An 18,604-nucleotide genomic window follows, 5' to 3' on the forward strand; every position below is an offset into this window, starting at 1 on the left:
AATCAAATTGCTTCAACAATAACGTTAATCGCTAACATTCCGGGATCGTCTAATCCTATCGATTTTTCTGGGAACATACGGGCACGTCCCAATAAATTAGGCTTAGGGCGAAATTCATTTAGCGTATTATTAATACTTTTTAAAGCAGTGGGTTTTAGTTCAGTCAGAGATGAGATCGACGCTAGATCTTCAGATAAATGATAAAGAATATCTAATACTGACTTTTGCCCTAATTCCCCTTTTCCTCTCGCCATCATGCTTTGGTATGCGACCGTCAATAGTGGGGAAATATCGGCAAGCGCTATTTCTTGCAGGTGGTTTTCTTTGCAATATTTGGCCATTGCCATAAAAGCCGTTGCTTGCAAAGTACCAAAAGAAGACGCACAGGCTTTTTGTAATGATTTGCTGCATTGAAAAAGCGCTTTACTTAAATCATCAGGCCAATCTTGGGCATCGTTAGCAATTTGTCGCCATCCTTTTTGCATGGTTACCCCTAAATCACCGTCACCAAGTTGGCTATCTGCTTCACATAGTCTATTTTGAGACTGTTCACAGGCAATCGCGATACGTTGTACAGCAAGTTTTATATTATCGAGTGTAATATTAGTCATCATCACACTCTCCAAAATGCACAGTGAGCAGGTGCATTCAATAAAGCTTCAAGCTCATCATCAAGTTTACAAAAAGTTAAGCTAGCACCGGTCATTTCCATTGATGTTGCATAACGTCCGACTAATGGATGAATGATAGTCGCCCCTGTATTATCAATAAGTTGAACAACTTTATTATATAAAATATAGAGTTCTTCTAAAGGCGTTGCACCTAACGAGTTGACTAATACTGAGACTTTATCACCCTTTTTTAGTGATAATTCGGCTTGTAAACGTTGAAACATTTCTTCAGCAATATCATCTGCACTACGTAATTTATCGCGCCAAATTCCTGGTTCACCGTGGATCCCCATTCCCATTTCCATTTCATCGTCAGCTATTTCAAAGGTAGGATGTCCAACAGCGGGTAAGGTGCAAGATGTTAAGGCACAGCCTATTGTTCGCGTGTTTTCCATGGTTTTTTGAGCAATGCGGGTCACCTCATCAAGAGTTGCCCCTTCTTGAGCTTTGGCCCCTGCCATTTTAAAACCATAAATCATTCCAGCCACACCACGACGTTTATGCGCTTCTTCTGGTGTTGCAGAAGCAATATCATCTGTCGCTAACACCGTTGTACATCGAATATTATCTTCAAAATCTACCGTTTCAGAAGCCATATCAAAATTCATAATATCGCCACCATAATTACCATAGAGCAGTAATACCCCCTGCCCATTATCCGCAGCGCGTATCGCATCAGCCATTAGATCTGCTGACGGTGAGGCAAATACATCACCGACTGCGGCGGCATCTAATAAACCTTCACCTACATATCCGGTGAAAACGGGAAGGTGCCCTGATCCTCCGCCAGTAACAATTCCCACTTTAGCTTTATCTGAGCTGTTAGCTCGCGTAATTAAACGTGGTTGTGGTTGACGATAAATATCATTATGTGCAAGGCATAAGCCAGCTAATGTTTCATCAACATAATTTTCTGGTTTATTTAATATCTTTTTCATAAAAACACCCGATATTTTTATTTATCTACGGATATTGCCCTCTTAAATTAAAAATTAATTATTTAAGAAGCATTTTCCCTGGTATTGGATAGAATATGTGTATATTTTTGAAAATAATAAATAGCTTATTAGTTATTTGGTTTTAAATGCGCTCCTAATTTGCATAGCGACAATTAATAGGAAAACACTGGCTAATACAATTGAAATAGGTCTATTAACAAAATTAATTAGCTCTCCGTCCGATTTCATCAACGAAGAAAGTAAATTCTTCTCTAGCATCGGTCCTAAAATCATCCCTAATATAATCGGTGAGATTGGAAAGTTACGCTGTTGAAGAAAATAGCCGATAACTCCCATCACCATCATAACCACAATGGATGACATCGTATTAGTAATAGCAAATGAACCGACAATACTAAATAAAATAATTGCTGGATAAAGAATTGCATTATCAATAGCAACAATTTTCTTTAAAAAATTAACAACAATAAAAGCTATAGGTAATAAGATTAAATTCGCAATAAAGAAAATGATAAAAACGGCGTACAGTTTATCTGGATTAAATAAAAAGAGAGTTGGTCCAGGTTGCATATCTTTCATATACAATACACCAATGATAATAGCTGCCGCAGAATCACCGGGAATACCAAAAACCAATGAAGGTATCCAACTTCCTGCTAAACTAGCATTATTACTTGCTGATGCATCAACAATACCTTCTTCTGAGCCTTGCCCATACTTTTGCGGTTTTTTTGATAATTTTTTAGATACTGCATAAGAGATCCACGCAGCGATATCGGCACCAGCACCGGGTAAAGCACCTATCAATGTACCAATAATACCACTACGGAAAATGCCCCCTTTACGTTGGCAAACAACCTTTCCCACCCCTTTAAAAATATTATATGAGCTATTATCTGTATTAACTGCTAATTTAATTTGCTTTTCTTTCCAGCGATCGACGTAATATTTAATCGCACCAGAGATAGCAAATAGCCCTATCATGGCGGGAATAAAACTAACACCTTGCATTAAAGAGACTTCACCAAAGGTAAAACGGGCTTGTCCTGTAAATTCATCGTAGCCAATAGTGGCTAAAGCAATACCGAAAAACAGTGCTAGCAAACTTTTTCTAATTTGAGCGCCAGAAACAATAGTGGCGCAGCTTAATCCAATTAAAGTAAGCCACATATATTCGTAAGAGCTAAATTTAAGTGCAAACTCGGCTAACAACGGAGCGGTTGACGCTAAAATAATTGTGCCGATCACCCCACCAATAACGGAGCTTGTTAATGACATCCCTAATACACGATTAGTTTTACCTTCTTTAACCAATGTATGGGCATCGTTAGTATAAGCTGCAGAGGCGGGTGTTCCGGGAATATTTAATAATGCCCCTGGAATATCGCCGGCAAATATCGAGGATGCACCTACGGAGATCATCAGTGCTAATGCAGGAATTGGATCAAGAAAGAAAGTAAAAGGCACCATTAAAGCAATTGCCATGGTTGATGTTAATCCCGGAATTGCTCCAACAAATAAACCAAATAAGCAAGCGCCTATGACAACAAGTATTGTCGTGTAATCAATATAAGCTAATGCGCTAATAAATATATCCATACTGTTTTTCTCTATTTATTAAAATAATTGAGGTAGCGGTACTAACAGTACAGCGGTAAATAAATAGTAAACGCCTAATACAATTCCAGCAGAAATAATAAAACTAAATATCGGTTTTACTTTTGCGTATTTCATCATTAATGGTGCAATAACAATAAATCCCGTAACAATAAAACCAAGGTATTCAGCAAAAAACACATAAAATAGAATGATACCAATAATTAATAACACAAATTTTATTTCATGCCATGTCACCAAAGGTGTATCCATTTGCTGCTTTTTTGCAAAAATATCTAATAATGAAAAAACAATCATTCCTCCACCAATTAGTGAAGGCATAAAAGCCGCACCATATTCACTAAAATCACCTAATGAATAGGCGCTATAAATAATAAGAAATAATCCAAATAGGCAAAATATAAATGATAATATATGACGATTTAGCATAGGCATAAAAACGGCTATTATCAGCCGTTTCCTCAGTTATTTTTTTATAATTTCGCCAAACTTTTTATCTTCATTGGCCATAAATTGTGTCGCATCATCACCATACAATTCAATGACTTCAAATCCTTGTTTATTAGCAAATTCAGCTAATTCACCTGAAGCATAAACTTTCTTCATTGCTGCGGTAAGCTTATCTTGTGCTTCTTTATCAAGCCCTTTAGGGGCAACTAACATATTCCATGCTTGTAAATCCCAATCATAACCTGTTGCTTCTTTAAAGAGAGGAACATCAGGATAAAATGCCGATTTTTCATTAGACATAATGGCCATATGTTTGACTAATCCGGCTTTGACCATACTGTCAGCCTCACCTAATGAAGACGTTACAATATCAACGCCCCCTGAAGCTAACTCTTGTAATGCAGCACTAGCTCCTTGGGAAGGAATAAAGCGGATTGCGTTATCAGGTAAACCTGCTGCACGTAACATGCCAATATTATTAAGATGCCAGATAGAGTTTAATCCACTCCCTGACGCTTTTAATTTTCCTGGGTTGGCTTTGGCATAATCGATAATTTCTTGTGCATTATTAAAAGGCGATGATTTTGCAACTTGTAATCCACCGTAGATTACCGCTAAACGTGTGATCGGGGTATAATCTTGATAGGTTAAATTAGTCATCCCCTGATGATGCATCATCGCAATTTCAACCGTGGCAATACCTAATGTGTAACCATCTGGCTTGGCATTTTTAATAGCATCATGTCCAACAACGCCACTTCCTCCGGTCTTATTAACGACATTAACCGTCACACCTAATTCTTCTTGTAATCCTTTTGCTGCTAAACGAGCAACGGTATCGGTATTGCCACCAGCAGCCCAAGGAACAATAATCGTAATAGGTTTTTCAGGCCATTGTGCAAAAGCAGGAACAGTAAAAACAGAACTGCATAGGGTCAGAGCTAAGAGAGTTTTTTTCATTATATGCACCTTTTCTCATTGCAGATTACTTGTGGTCGAATATCTTCAATTCTTAATTTAAGACGTGCTTGTACTTGTGACAGTGAAGGCATTGAAGTCACCCCTTTTTGTTCTATAAATGCAGACAAGAAAGCACTAGCAAATAAAACACTTTCTGGCATTGTGCCTCCTGCGGCTATTTTTGAGGCAAATGCACCATTAAAAGCATCTGTTGCTGCCATCGTATCAACACGTAGAGAAGGTAGTGGCGGAATATGAAAAGTATTCCTCCCATCAAAATACACCACGCCTAATTCATCTATGTAGATAATCACTTTTTTCTTTTCGTTACCGGCAATAATCTCTACGGCTTGCTTGGCATCATTAATCGTATTAATTTCAATACCTGACCAATCTGAAGCTTGGTAAGCGTTTAACGTAATAAAATCTACATATAAATAAAGTTGTTTTAAATCATCGCTATACGGAGCGACATTAAGTATGACGGTTTTATTAATAGAATGAGCAAAAGAAGCGGCTTTCACATTAGCATCAATATTAATTTCCCCTTGCAGTAATAACACGTCAGCTTCACTAATATAAGGCAGTGAGATATCGACCTCTTGCAGGGTAAAAGTGTTATTTGCGCCTAAATAGGTAGCCGTAATATTATTTTGGGTTTTATCTGCTAAATAGCTAATTGAGCTACCTGTCGGCTCTATTTCTGTTTGAAAAATAGTAAATGAATCAATACCACTCTCTTGCAAATATTTATAAGCGTACTTACTAAAATGATCTTCACCGACTTTGGTAATTAAATGTACTTTTGCATCAGAAAAACTGGCAGAAATGGCTTGATTCGTCCCTTTTCCACCCGGACCTATTGAGTTTCCTTTTGAATTTACCAATTCCCCTACACGAGGAAATGCATCAACATTAGCAATAATGTCCACCACAAAAGAGCCTAATACACACACTTTACCTTCTGGTGTTTTCTTTTTATGTTCTTTGACGATCAATAAATCGTGTAGTAAGCATGAGATATCAAAACTATCACTAAATTTACTGATCTTTTTTATTTCTTGTTTCCCTAGTATGGCGCCACCATGACAACGTTTGATCAACCCTTCATTTTCGAGGTATTTCAAATCACTGCGGATCGTTTCTAATGTGACGTTGAATCTTTCCGCTAGCTGAGCCACTTTAACTTTTTTCTGTTCCCTAATAATGCTATAGATTTCCTGTCGTCTTTCTTCTGAAAACATATAAAGTGCCTCCGTATCATTAATACGAGAATAAGGATATCCAGCCGATGATTTTGCGATAACATTCAAAACAAAAAACCAAAAACGGAAGCAAAACCAAATCCGAACAACTTAGATCACATTTTTTTAACAGTAATTCAATTGTGATAGCTGGAAAATGAGAGATGAAACGAATCTTTATCTGATGAGCAGTTTGTTAAGCGTAAGAAAAATCAGTCTATTATAAGTGCATTGATTTTCAATGTTCTATTTTAGAACAGCTTATTTTGTAAATACCATGTTAAATGAAGGTTTATTTGTTTTATTACATAAGAGATTATTGATACGCAGTTCAAGCTAACCGACGTTTTTTTAATGTTTACTCGATATCAAATGACACTTGTTAAATAACAATAATAAAAAAAACACAGATGTAATCATTGATAAAAATAATGAGTTAATGATTCTGTATATTACACATTATAAATTGGACTTTATTAGGCTATTTTAGTTATTTAGTTTATTTTTTCTTATTAATCGATATGTATTAAATTATATATCAATGTTAATCAATTGATTAATTTTAAATAATACATAGGGTTAAGAAAACAGCGACAATTGATAACCTTCGTAATAAATCATGTTTCTTTGATGTAAAGCAACTACCACTTTTTATAAGTAAGTAATATCCACATTAACAGTTGGGTTTTATTATCTTACGTTAGCGTGCTTATTTATTAACAAAAATGATAACAATAATTTCTATATAAGCTCTTTATTTTTCTTCTTAAAAATATAATTAAGTGAGTAATGTATGAAAAACATCAAAGAGATGACGTTACTTTCCACCCCCCTATCTCGCCGACGCTTTGTCAAAGTGGGAGCTGCTGGTGGATTAGTTGCAACGGCAGGTGGATTATCTCTCCCCTTTAGCCAAGCCATGGCTTCGGAGCAAACAGCGCCGACATCTACCAATAAAGAAAAAGTTGTCTGGAGTGCATGTACCGTCAATTGCGGTAGTCGTTGTCCATTGCGTATGCATGTCGTTGATGGCGAAATTAAGTACGTTGAAACAGACAATACCGGCAATGACGTTTACGACGAGTTCCATCAAGTACGAGCTTGCTTACGTGGTCGCTCTATGCGTCGACGTGTTTATAATCCAGATCGCTTACGTTATCCCATGAAACGCGTAGGTAAACGTGGTGAAGGTAAATTTGAACGTATCTCTTGGGATGAAGCCTTTGATACTATTTCCGACACCATGAAACGCCTGATAAAAGATTATGGCAATGAATCTATTTATCTAAATTACGGTACAGGCACCCTCGGTGGCACCATGACAAAATCTTGGCCACCAGGAGCAACCCTTATTGCCCGTTTAATGAATTGCTGTGGTGGTTATCTCAACCATTATGGCGATTATAGTACTGCGCAGATCGCGGCAGGCTTAAATTACACCTACGGGGGATGGGCTGACGGCAATAGTCCTTCAGACATCGAAAATACTAAATTGGTTGTTATGTTTGGTAATAATCCCGGCGAAACACGTATGAGTGGCGGTGGTGTAACTTATTATGTTGAGCAAGCTCGTGAAAAATCAGATGCTCGCATGATAATTATTGATCCTCGCTATACTGATACTGGTGCAGGTCGTGAGGATGAGTGGATCCCCATTCGTCCAGGTACTGATGCAGCCTTAGTTAATGCGTTAGCTTATGTCATGATCAAAGAAGATTTAGTCGATAAACCCTTCTTAGATAAATACTGCGTAGGTTACGACGAAACCACGATGCCAGAAGGGGCACCTAAAAACGCCCACTATAAAGCCTATATTTTAGGTGATGGCGCAGATGGTCAACCCAAAACCCCAGAATGGGCAGCACAAATTACCGGCATTCCCGCGGCACGTATTGTTAAATTAGCCCGTGAAATCGCCGGTGCTAAGCCGGCTTATATTACTCAAGGTTGGGGCCCACAACGCCGTTCAAATGGCGAATTAGCCTCTCGCGCTATTGCAATGCTCGCTATCTTAACAGGTAATGTGGGAATAAATGGGGGCAATACCGGTGCCCGTGAAGGCTCTTACAGCATTCCTTTTGTCCGTATGCCAACCTTAACTAACCCTGTCACGACCAGTATTTCTATGTTTATGTGGACAGATGCTATTTTACGTGGCCCTGAAATGACCGCAACACGTGATGGCGTGCGAGGTAAAGATAAACTGGATGTACCTATTAAAATGGTCTGGAACTATGCGGGGAACTGCTTAGTTAACCAACATTCAGAAATAAACCGTACTCATGAAATCCTACAAGACGATAAAAAATGCGAAATGATTGTGGTTATCGATAATCATATGACCGCATCGGCAAAATATGCAGATATCTTACTGCCAGATTGCACGGCATCAGAGCAAATGGATTTCTGTATGGATGCTTCTGCGGGGAATATGGCTTACGTGATTTTCGCTGACCAAGCGATTAAGCCACGTTTTGAAAGTCGCAATATCTATGAGATGACCAGCGAAATTGCTAAACGTATGGGGGTGGGTGAGAAATTTACCGAAAATCGTACCCAAGAAGAGTGGTTACGCCATCTTTATGAGCAATCTCGTCAAAATTTACCAGAACTGCCTACCTTTGAAGAATTTCGGGCACAAGGTATCTTTAAAAAACGTGATCCACAAGGCCATCATGTGGCTTACCGTGAATTCCGCGCTGATCCACTCAACAATCCGCTGACAACGCCATCAGGAAAAATTGAAATTTATTCTTCGCAATTAGCTGAAATTAAAGCGACATGGGAATTAGCGGCAGACGATGTGATTGATCCACTGCCAATCTACTCCGCAGGTTTTGAAAGCTATGGCGACCCTGCTATGGATAAATACCCATTACAAATGACGGGTTTTCACTATAAAGCTCGTACCCACTCAACTTATGGCAACGTAGATGTATTAAAAGCGGCTTGTCCACAAGAAATTTGGATAAACCCTGTTGATGCTACAAAACGTGGTATCAAACACGGCGATTTAGTTCGTATTTATAACGATCGCGGTGAAGTACGTATCAACGCTAAAGTGACACCACGTATTTTGCCGGGCGTTGTGGGATTAAGTGAAGGGGCTTGGTATAACCCAGACAGTAACCGTATTGATCATGCAGGTTGCATTAACGTGTTAACGACCCAACGCCCTTCACCACTTGCTAAGGGTAATCCTTCTCACAGTAATCTTGTTGAAGTCGTCAAGGCGTAAGGAGTCTGGTTATGTCAACGCAATATGGTTTTTATATCGATTCAAGTCGTTGCACCGGCTGCAAAACCTGCGAACTCGCGTGCAAGGATTTTAAAAATTTATCCCCTGAGGTCAATTTCCGCCGTATTTATGAATATGCCGGTGGTGATTGGACCGAGCAAGATGGTGTGTATACGCAAAACGTTTTTGCTTACTACTTATCTATTTCATGTAACCACTGTGACGATCCGGCTTGCGTAAAAGTCTGTCCAAGTGGCGCCATGCACAAACGCGAAGATGGTTTTGTGGTGGTGAATGAAGAAGTGTGTATAGGCTGTCGTTATTGCCATATGGCATGTCCTTATGGTGCACCGCAGTTTGATGAAGTCAAAGGCCACATGACCAAATGTGATGGTTGTTATGAGCGTGTTGCTGAAGGCAAAAAGCCAATTAGTGCCGCCCCGGTTAATACAATAGATAGCATGGTAATGTTATTGATTATCGCCATAACAGAGCCAAACCAAGATTGTGTTAAGTTTGGGTTAAAGCTCATTCTAACTTCTAAATCCACAGGCAGTGGATCGTTAGTGCGCTCTTTAGCAAGAAAAGTTTTCGCTTCTCCCATAACGATATTTTGAATATAGCTATTTCCTAAGAAAGCTTGACTCATCCGTGTTGCATCAATATTGACTTGAATTTCTGGCTTACGTCCTGCGAGTAGATCGCGTTGAAAATTAGGCGGAATATCTAACGCAAAAGTATAAGTTCCTCTATCTAATAAACCATCAATCTGCTCGGGTGTAATATCTGCAGGGGGTAAAAAGTAAGGCATATAAAAGCTATTGACAATACGGGCCGAAAGTTGAGATTTATCCTGATCAGCCACCGCTATCGGCGCATGGTGTAATGAGCCCGGTGTTACAGTAGCCGATGAGTATATTGATACGGTAAAGGCAAACACAATTAATGCCAGCATCGCCTTATCACGGGATAAACTTCGTAACTCTTTTATTCCTAAATTAAAAATATTTTGTACGGTATGCCACATTTAAGCCTCCTGCTTTTTCAAGAAAAAGACACTCAGCCCAATCACAATGGGGATCGTGATAAGTAACGGAATAAAAGACCAAGGCAAATCAAATAAGTTAAGTCCTTTTGAAAACGTTCCTCGAGTGATAGTAAGAAAGTGAGAAGTCGGATAAATATGCCCTATCCATTTACCAATACCTTCTAATGATGATACTGGGTCAATCATGCCGGAGAATTGCGTAGCAGGAATTAAGGTAATAATTGAAGTACCAAAAATAGCCGCAATCTGACTTTTCATAAAACAAGAAATCAGTAATCCCATTCCCGTAGCAATAGTGATATAAAGCAACGCCCCTAATGAGAGTGTTAACATGCTTCCTTTAAAACTGACACCAAAAACAAATACCGAAAGCGCACAGAGCATAAAAAAGTTAAACATTCCCAATAAAATATAGGGGATCTGTTTGCCTAATAAAAACTCGGCTTTAGTGACCGGAGTAACGTATAAATTAATAATAGAGCCTAGCTCTTTTTCACGTACCACACTCAAGGCGCTTAACATCGCGGGGATCATCATCAACAACAACGGAATAACCGCAGGTACTATAGCGGGTAAACTTTTTACATCAGGGTTATAACGATAACGGGTTTCGATATCAATGGGGGAAAATTGATCAACCATATTGGTAGGTTGACGCATGGCCATATCTAACATCCAAGTTAGATGCATTGCCTGAATATACCCACGGACAGTTTCTGCACGATTTGGCATCGCGCCATCAATCCAAACCCCTATTTTTACTTTATGTCCTTTAGCAACATCTCGAGCAAAATTAGGCGGAATTTCAATCGCAACAGTAATATCACCACTGCGGAGACGACGCTCAAGTTGGTTATAATCGGTAATCGGCGCTTTTTCAATAAAATAGCGAGAGCCTGATAGGTTTTGACTATAAGCCTGACTTAGCCCTGTTTGATCTCTATCCATAATGGCAAAGCGTAGGTTTTCAACATCCATACTGATGCCGTAACCCATAATAAACATCAATATTACCGTGCCTAGTAATGCTAAGGTAAGGCGTACTGGGTCACGGCGTAATTCCATCCCTTCACGAATGCTATAACTAAATAAACGGCGTAAACTAAATCGTTGTTTTAACGCTTTTTCCGCACTTTCTTCACTAGAGGCAGGCAATTGTAGCTGTTTATCTTCAATATCGGGCGTTTCTGTTTCACCGGATGCTTTTTTCAAATAATCAATAAATACTTCTTCTAGTGTATCAAATTGACTATTTTTCACTAAATTAGCCGGAGTATCTGTCACTAGCACTTTTCCGGCATGCATCAGAGACATTCTGTCACAGCGCGCCGCTTCATTCATAAAGTGGGTAGAGATAAAAATAGTGACACCGTCACGTCTTGAGAGATCAACCATCAGCTTCCAGAACATATCTCGAGCGATAGGGTCAACCCCAGAGGTGGGTTCATCAAGGATCAGCATTTCTGGTTTGTGGATCACTGCCACCGCTAACGATAAGCGTTGTCGAATACCTAAAGGTAAACCGTCAGGCATCATATCTTCCACATCGGTCAAATTAAAACGCTCACTCATTTCTTTGATACGTTGAGGAATATCCTGTTCTGGGATATGAAAGAGTTTGGCATGTAGCTCTAAATTTTGTCGAACCGTTAATTCGCTATACAGTGAGAATGCTTGCGACATATAACCAACGCGTTTACGGGTTTCGATATCTTTTGGATCAACCTCTTGCCCAAATAACCAAGCGCGCCCTTCACTTGCCTCAAGTAAACCTGTAAGCATTTTCATGGTGGTGGATTTACCACAACCATTCGAGCCTAGAAAACCAAAAATTTCGCCTTTAGGAATACGAAAACTGACATGATCAACAGCAACAAACTGACCAAAGCGCATTGTTAATTCTTTGGCCTCAATGGCGATAATATCGTCATCACTTTTATCCCGTGGAGGAATAATCACTTTTTGATGGTTTTTGCGTTTTTCTTCCGGTAAAAGCTCAATAAAAGCAGCTTCTAATTCATCTGTCGCCGTTTGCGCCTTTAATTCTTCCGCATGACCTGTGGCTAAAACCTTACCTGCATCCATTGCAACCAGCCAATCAAAACGCTCAGCCTCTTCCATATAAGCCGTCGCAACCAATACGCTCATATTGGTTTGACGTTTACGGATACGATTAATTAACTCCCAAAATTGCGCCCGTGATAATGGGTCAACCCCTGTGGTGGGTTCATCGAGGATCAGCAATTGTGGATCATGAATTAATGCACAGCAAAGCCCCAGTTTTTGCTTCATACCACCAGATAGTTTACCCGCAGGTCTATCCTTAAAAGGCGCTAACCCCGTACTTTCAAGTAAATCATTGATGCGCTCTTCTCGCTCTTGTTTGGATTGACCAAATAAGCGACCAAAGAAATCGACGTTTTCAAAAACAGAAAGTGTGTGATAAAGATTTTTACCTAACCCTTGTGGCATATAGGCAATTTTGGGGCAAACAGCTCGCCGGTGATTAACATCATTCATATCACCATTAAGTACTATCACTTGCCCTTGCTGAATTTCTCTGGCTCCTGAAATAAGAGAAATTAAACTCGATTTTCCGACACCATCCGGGCCTATTAAGCCGACCATTTTTCCGGCAGGAATAGTCAATGTCACATCATCAAGTGCTTTGGTATCACCATAATGTTGGGATACATGAGTCAATTCAATGATATGAGAATGACTTTGCGTTCTCATTAGTTGACTCATTGTGGTAATTTCACCTCTAAATCAGTCGGCCAAGGTTGGCTATTATCTAAGCGAATATAGGCACGTCCCGGTAAACCTGTTTTGACATATTCAAGGTGTTTCTCTAGTAATTCAGGGGAGATCCTCGCCCTTACACGAAACATTAGCTTCAAACGTTCATTGTCAGTTTCAACTGTTTTAGGGGTAAACTGTGCAACACTGGCAACATAAGTCGTTTTCGCAGGGATCACAATATGTGGGGCTGCGTCCAAAATAATATGGACATCACTGCCTAAGGCTGCTTTGCCAGCGGCTTCAGTTGGCAAAAAGAATGTCATATACACATCACTAAGGTCGACCATATTTAACACTCGACCGCCAGCGCCTAGCACTTCTCCGGGTTCCGCAACACGATATTGTACACGGCCATTACGAGGAGCTTTTAAGATACTATCATCCAACTCAGCCATAATACGTCGTTCGGTAGCTGTTGCTGCATCAACTTTAGTTTTTGCTTGAATAATTCCAGACTTTGCCGAATCAATTGCCGCAATGGTTGCAGTCACTTGTGCTTTTGCAGCTTCAACAGCAGCACGAGCCCCTTCGGTTCTTGCTATATCATCATCCAGTTGTTGAATGGAAATTGCTTTTGTTTTAACTAATGCTCGAGATCGGTTAAGGCGTTTTACTGATGCGTCAAGCTCTGCAATACGCTGACGAACAACCGCCTGCGCTGCAACTTGCTCACTTTGACGTTGAGAAAGTGCCGACTCTGCCGTCATAACGCTACTTTTGGCTTGCTCTAGTTGGGCTTGAACTTCATGAAGTTGCTCTTTTAAGGTACGAGTATCCATTGTTGCCAACACTTCACCCGCTTTAACAAAATCCCCCTCTTTAACCAAAATAGTGTCAATTCTTCCTGGTGTTTTGGTTGAAATATCAATTTCAGTAGCTTCAATTCTCCCATTACTTTGAGCAAACCCATCAGGGAGTGCTGGTGATTGTGTTTTCCACCAAAAAATACCTGCTGCAATAATTGCAACAATAATAATGCCGTAAACAAAAAAACGATTCGTTTTTTGATTTTTCATATAAATTATTTAACCTTCCTTTTGCCATAAATAACCCAATTTTTTGTGATTTACTGTGTGTAAGAAAATAGTTAAATAACAATTTTTAATTTTATTTCATCTTCTTTAAAAATAGTCCATTTATATATATAAAGCGAATTAAAATAAAATAAAAAAGAGAAAAACAAAAGTTAACCATATGAATTATAAAATATAATAAGAATATGATAGTGTGTTGTGTCAATTTAATGTAGTACTTTTATCACATAATACACTATCAAAATTTGATTATTCGAGATAACACACAAAATGTATAAAATTTAGCATCCATTAGCTTTATTAAAATCAAAATATAATAATAACACTTGGTTACGATAATTGATCGAAGTCACATATTTAATGTTGATGGAGTTAGCTATTTTTTGATTTTGCTATAAATTTAACAGCGTTAAAAATAAATAATAACCAACATACTTTTATTTTAATATTTTATTTGCAAGATTTAATTTTAAATTAATTGCATAAAACTCCTTAAATATAACAGTTTGATTATTATAGCATTAATTTAAATTAAAATTATTTGTTATTTTTGCCTGTCATCAGACCACTTATTAGGTAAAGTTTTTATATAGTGATTATTGCAGTTAATAATTATATATCAAATAACAATATACAATTAAAGTAATAACATCCCTGCAAATACACAACTCAATCCGATTAAGAGAAGGTTTATATGAAAAACATTAACTATAAGCTCGCTACACTTACCCTTTGTACTCTTTTTGCCTCTTCTGCGTTAGCTAATAATACACAAGCCCCTATCCGCCTCGTTATTCATGGTGGTGCAGGTACAATAACGAAAGATACCATCACCCCAGAACAAGAAAAAGAATATAAAGCCAAACTGACCGAAGCATTAAATGCTGGATATGCTGTTTTAAATAGTGGAGGCACCAGTATTGAAGCCGTACAAAAATCGATTAATGTTATGGAAGACTCTCCTCTTTTTAATGCAGGTAAAGGTGCTGTTTTTACTCACGATGGTAGAAACGAACTTGATGCTTCTATTATGGATGGTAAAACGCGCAAAGCGGGTGCTGTTGCTGGTGTTACCACAGTAAAAAATCCGATTAATGCCGCGATTGCGGTAATGGAAAAAAGTCCACATGTGATGATGGTTTCTCAAGGAGCTGATCTTTTTGCCAAAGAGCAAGGGTTAACCATCGTTGATCCGAGTTATTTCCGTACTGAATATCGTTGGCAACAACTACAAAAAGCATTAGAAAAAGAACAAGTTGTATTAGATCATGATGGTAAAACTGCGGCTCTTTTTGCTGATCCGATGATGTATGATTATAAATACGGCACTGTTGGCGCTGTTGCATTAGACCAACATGGTAATTTAGCGGCGGGAACATCAACAGGTGGGATGACCAATAAACGTTATGGTCGTGTGGGCGATTCCCCTATTATCGGTGCAGGTAATTATGCGGATAATGAAACGGTTGCGGTATCGGCAACAGGATCAGGTGAAATGTTTATTAGAACGCTGACCGCATTTAATATTGCAGCCCAAGTTAAATATCAAAAACTACCACTAGAGCAAGCGGCACAAAATGCACTTGATGAAGTAAAAGCGATAAATGGAAGTGGTGGTGTTATCGTATTAGACAAATCTGGAAACTACACGATGAGCTTTAACTCTGAGGGAATGTATCGAGGCACCATTGGTAATGATGGCAAACCACTAGTCGCCATTTATAAAGATTAACCTTCATTATTTTAAAACTATGCCTTTGGTTTTTAGCGACTGTTATTAAAAATACAGATAAACCAAGGGCATAATATTAAGCCATTTCCACGATCATCCCCCTATTTTGATCTCTTTATTCCTTTCATGGGTAAAACCCACTGTTCACTTTGCACTCCAAAACCGTTTATAAAACAAACATTATGCACTAAAAACAAACATGATCGCCTCTACTTATTAAAATGATCCTTTGAAAAAGTAGCTTTTTTCTTTTTTAGATCTGTTAGAATATTCAGCATAGTTATATTGATTTAATAAGGAAATTGCTGTGGATTTTCACCACGACGATCAAGAAATAACACCAGAAACATCACTTGTATTGGCGGAAAAACAACCATTATTAGATCTCAATGCAACTTTCACCTCTCCGACACAAACTAACCCTGCACTGGCTTATTTACGCAGTTTAGGTTCTAAACGTAGTCGCCAAACGATGGGATCATTTTTAACTATCGTGGCAAAAATGATTGGCTTCTCTTCAATAAAGCATTGCCAATGGGGAGCACTTCGCCGCCACCATATTCAAGCAATTATCGACATGTTATCTGATGCGGATAAAGCACCCGCCACGATTAACACTTATTTAGCTGCACTAAAAGGTGTCGCTTTAGAAGCATGGGCGATGAAATTGATGGATACAGAAAGCTATCAACATATTCGCCAAGTTAAATCGGTAAGAGGCAGTCGATTACCTAAAGGTCGAGCGCTTACTGGACATGAAATTCGCGCACTTTTTCGCTGTTGTGAAAAAGACCACTCCTCAAAAGGTTTAAGAGATGCGGCCATATTAAGTGTACTACTTGGCTGTGGATTACGCCGTTCAGAAATTGTTGCGCTTAATTACGAGCATATTCAATTTCGTGATCAAGCTTTTATTGTCAGAGGAAAAGGTAATAAAGAAAGAATATCCTATATGCCAGAAGATACTTGGGAGCGTGTTCAGTTATGGATCGATGAAATAAGGGGAGCACAAGATGGCGCCCTTTTCACACGTATTCGCCGCTTTGATGATGTAACAGATGAACGAATAACAGACCAAGCCATTTATTATATTTTAGAGACACGCCAACAAGAAAGTGGCATTGATAAATTTGCTCCTCACGATCTGCGACGCACTTTTGCCTCTGCAATGTTAGATAATGGCGAAGATATTGTAACCGTAAAAGATGCCATGGGTCATGCCAGTATTATGACTACACAGCGCTATGATAGACGTGGTGATGATCGTCTTAGAAAAGCGGCTCGACATTTACGTTTTTAGCCTTTTATATTGTAAAAATATACCCAATTCAATCAATGATATTGGGTATATAAATTTTCATCTTATTAATTTTAGCTATGGCTTATCTAAATGGCGGCTCATTAAAGGTTCTTAATTTACGAGAATGTAATTTATCCTCTTCGTCTTTTAATAACTCAATTGCATGAATACCTATTTGCAAATGCTCTGATACCGCACCTTCATAAAAGTGATTAGCTTGACCCGGTAATTTTATTTCACCATGTAACGGTTTATCAGATACACATAACAAAGTGCCATAAGGAACGCGAAAACGATAACCTTGAGCGGCAATAGTGGCACTTTCCATATCCACGGCAACGGCTCGACTTAAACTAAATCGCCTTGATGTTGCTGAAAAACGTAATTCCCAATTGCGATCATCTGTTGTCACAACCGTTCCTGTTCTTAATCGTTGTTTGATTTCATGTCCAGGCTTACCGCTAATGGCTTTAGTGGCATCATAAAGTGCACGCTGAACTTCAGCAATATTAGGAATAGGAATATCTGGCGGTAATACAGCATCTAAAATATGATCATCTCGTAAATAAGCATGAGCTAAAACGTAATCACCTAATAATTGGCTTTCTCTTAAGCCTCCACAATGACCAATCATTAACCAAACATGAGGACGTAGAACCGCCAGATGATCACAAATTGTTTTGGCGTTTGACGGCCCAACACCAATATTCACTAATGTTATTCCCGGCCCTTCTTTTGCGATTAAATGATAGGCGGGCATTTGATATTTTTTCCATGTCAGATCAGAAATTAATTTTTCCGGATCAACCGTATCGGCGGTTATTTGCTGAAAACCTGCACAAGAAAGTACACAATATGGACTATTTTTATCAGCAACTTGTGCACAGGCCCAACGAACGAACTCATCCACATAGCGGTTATAATTGGTGAATAAAATATAAGGTTGCACATCTTCAGGTAAAGTTCCGGTATAATGCTTTAAACGAGCCAAAGAAAAATCCGTCCGTAGTGCATCAAAATGTGAAAGAGGTAAAAGCTCGCTGTCATCAATTAAACCATCGGTAATATCATCACCAATTTTAGAGAGATCGGTAGTCGGAAAATATTTTGCTAAAGAGGCGCTCATTGACCGATCAAAACCAATGCCAGTGCCATCAATGACAAAAGGATATGGTATCTCTTGTTTTGAGGCCGTCACTTCAAAAGAGACATGATAAGCATCCGCAATAAGTTGCAGTTGCTCAGTTAAATAATTTTCAAATAAAGTTGGATTGGTGATAGTAGTAGAATAAGTACCTAATTTTGATAAACGTCCATAGGCTCTTGTTTTATCTTCTATTTTTACATCACCATACCAATGTACGGTTAATTGTGGATAAGCAAATAGACCTTCAGCCCTTTGTTTTATATCAGGTAATTTTCCATCTTGAGCATACATAATAATAGCATTACGTAAGGCATCAACAGCATTTTGATATTGCTGTTTTAACTGATTAATAATTTTTTGAATTTCTGGGTTATGAGGTTGTGACATAAAGGAGCCTCTACT

General features: G+C 38.7%; 12 protein-coding genes and 2 pseudogenes. 4 read left to right on the forward strand and 10 right to left on the reverse strand.

Annotated features, from left to right (window positions below):
• Positions 1-2: 2 nt before the first annotated feature.
• The 6 genes from AACU95_RS01205 to AACU95_RS01230 form a co-directional block, all read right to left on the reverse strand.
• Complete coding sequence (locus tag AACU95_RS01205) at positions 3-614, reverse strand: dihydroxyacetone kinase subunit L (RefSeq protein WP_017827726.1); 612 nt, start codon at positions 612-614, stop codon at positions 3-5.
• Entirely contained in the window at positions 614-1,609 is a 996-nt protein-coding gene (locus AACU95_RS01210) for a dihydroxyacetone kinase subunit DhaK (RefSeq protein WP_017827727.1), read from the reverse strand. Before AACU95_RS01210 ends, AACU95_RS01205 begins: the two co-directional genes overlap by 1 nt.
• Positions 1,610-1,741: 132 nt before the next feature.
• Positions 1,742-3,229 (reverse strand): tripartite tricarboxylate transporter permease, encoded by a 1,488-nt coding sequence (locus tag AACU95_RS01215; protein ID WP_004248045.1) that lies wholly within the window; start codon positions 3,227-3,229, stop codon positions 1,742-1,744.
• An 18-nt stretch (positions 3,230-3,247) separates the two neighbouring features.
• Positions 3,248-3,682, reverse strand: a complete 435-nt coding sequence (locus AACU95_RS01220) for a tripartite tricarboxylate transporter TctB family protein (protein WP_012367913.1) — start codon at positions 3,680-3,682, stop codon at positions 3,248-3,250.
• 30 nt (positions 3,683-3,712) lie between these two features.
• Positions 3,713-4,657, reverse strand: coding sequence for a tripartite tricarboxylate transporter substrate binding protein (locus tag AACU95_RS01225; protein ID WP_004242895.1), 945 nt, complete (start codon positions 4,655-4,657; stop codon positions 3,713-3,715).
• Positions 4,657-5,901: a PfkB family carbohydrate kinase gene (locus AACU95_RS01230; protein ID WP_004242894.1), complete on the reverse strand. Its 1,245-nt coding sequence runs from the start codon at positions 5,899-5,901 to the stop codon at positions 4,657-4,659. Before AACU95_RS01230 ends, AACU95_RS01225 begins: the two co-directional genes overlap by 1 nt.
• A 793-nt stretch (positions 5,902-6,694) precedes the next feature.
• Here AACU95_RS01230 and dmsA point away from each other — a divergent pair.
• Together dmsA and AACU95_RS01240 are read left to right on the forward strand one after the other, a co-directional pair.
• Positions 6,695-9,139 (forward strand): dimethylsulfoxide reductase subunit A, encoded by a 2,445-nt coding sequence (gene dmsA / locus AACU95_RS01235; protein ID WP_017628118.1) that lies wholly within the window; start codon positions 6,695-6,697, stop codon positions 9,137-9,139.
• Between the two features lie 11 nt (positions 9,140-9,150).
• Positions 9,151-9,597: pseudogene (locus AACU95_RS01240) on the forward strand (DMSO/selenate family reductase complex B subunit); the annotation flags it as partial.
• Here AACU95_RS01240 and AACU95_RS01245 read toward each other — a convergent pair.
• The 3 genes and pseudogenes from AACU95_RS01245 to AACU95_RS01255 all read right to left on the reverse strand — a co-directional run.
• Positions 9,567-10,166, reverse strand: a pseudogene (locus AACU95_RS01245) (ABC transporter permease); the annotation flags it as partial. The pseudogenes AACU95_RS01240 and AACU95_RS01245 sit on opposite strands and share 31 nt — an antisense overlap.
• Positions 10,167-12,935, reverse strand: a complete 2,769-nt coding sequence (rbbA, locus tag AACU95_RS01250) for a ribosome-associated ATPase/putative transporter RbbA (protein WP_012367912.1) — start codon at positions 12,933-12,935, stop codon at positions 10,167-10,169.
• Entirely contained in the window at positions 12,932-14,005 is a 1,074-nt protein-coding gene (locus tag AACU95_RS01255) for an HlyD family secretion protein (RefSeq protein ID WP_012367911.1), read from the reverse strand. Before AACU95_RS01255 ends, rbbA begins: the two co-directional genes overlap by 4 nt.
• Positions 14,006-14,717: 712 nt before the next feature.
• Between AACU95_RS01255 and AACU95_RS01260 the strand changes: the two genes are divergently transcribed.
• The gene (locus AACU95_RS01260) at positions 14,718-15,755 is read left to right on the forward strand and encodes an isoaspartyl peptidase/L-asparaginase family protein (protein WP_004242876.1); all 1,038 of its coding nucleotides are present in this window, start codon (positions 14,718-14,720) and stop codon (positions 15,753-15,755) included.
• Positions 15,756-16,062: 307 nt separating this feature from the next.
• Positions 16,063-17,055 carry a tyrosine-type recombinase/integrase gene (locus AACU95_RS01265; protein WP_012367910.1) on the forward strand — a complete coding sequence of 331 codons (993 nt, stop codon included), beginning with the start codon at positions 16,063-16,065 and terminating at the stop codon, positions 17,053-17,055.
• 82 nt (positions 17,056-17,137) lie between these two features.
• Here the strand turns inward: AACU95_RS01265 and AACU95_RS01270 are convergent, their stop codons facing one another.
• A complete protein-coding gene (locus AACU95_RS01270) occupies positions 17,138-18,589 on the reverse strand; it encodes an AMP nucleosidase (protein ID WP_110229235.1) in 1,452 nt (483 codons plus the stop codon).
• Positions 18,590-18,604: the final 15 nt, after the last annotated feature.

This window comes from Proteus sp. G4415, from assembly GCF_963896075.1.
In the GTDB taxonomy this organism is placed as follows: Bacteria; Pseudomonadota; Gammaproteobacteria; order Enterobacterales; family Enterobacteriaceae; genus Proteus; species Proteus mirabilis.

Excerpts from the sequence above, each read along its gene's own strand:
- AACU95_RS01230 (WP_004242894.1), bottom strand. The coding sequence starts at position 5,901 with ATGTTTTCAGAAGAAAGACGACAGGAAATCTATAGCATTATTAGGGAA.
- AACU95_RS01215 (WP_004248045.1), bottom strand. The coding sequence starts at position 3,229 with ATGGATATATTTATTAGCGCATTAGCTTATATTGATTACACGACAATA.
- AACU95_RS01210 (WP_017827727.1), bottom strand. The coding sequence starts at position 1,609 with ATGAAAAAGATATTAAATAAACCAGAAAATTATGTTGATGAAACATTA.
- AACU95_RS01220 (WP_012367913.1), bottom strand. The coding sequence starts at position 3,682 with ATGCCTATGCTAAATCGTCATATATTATCATTTATATTTTGCCTATTT.
- AACU95_RS01270 (WP_110229235.1), bottom strand. The coding sequence starts at position 18,589 with ATGTCACAACCTCATAACCCAGAAATTCAAAAAATTATTAATCAGTTA.
- AACU95_RS01260 (WP_004242876.1), top strand. The coding sequence starts at position 14,718 with ATGAAAAACATTAACTATAAGCTCGCTACACTTACCCTTTGTACTCTT.
- rbbA (WP_012367912.1), bottom strand. The coding sequence starts at position 12,935 with ATGAGTCAACTAATGAGAACGCAAAGTCATTCTCATATCATTGAATTG.
- AACU95_RS01205 (WP_017827726.1), bottom strand. The coding sequence starts at position 614 with ATGATGACTAATATTACACTCGATAATATAAAACTTGCTGTACAACGT.
- dmsA (WP_017628118.1), top strand. The coding sequence starts at position 6,695 with ATGAAAAACATCAAAGAGATGACGTTACTTTCCACCCCCCTATCTCGC.
- AACU95_RS01225 (WP_004242895.1), bottom strand. The coding sequence starts at position 4,657 with ATGAAAAAAACTCTCTTAGCTCTGACCCTATGCAGTTCTGTTTTTACT.
- AACU95_RS01255 (WP_012367911.1), bottom strand. The coding sequence starts at position 14,005 with ATGAAAAATCAAAAAACGAATCGTTTTTTTGTTTACGGCATTATTATT.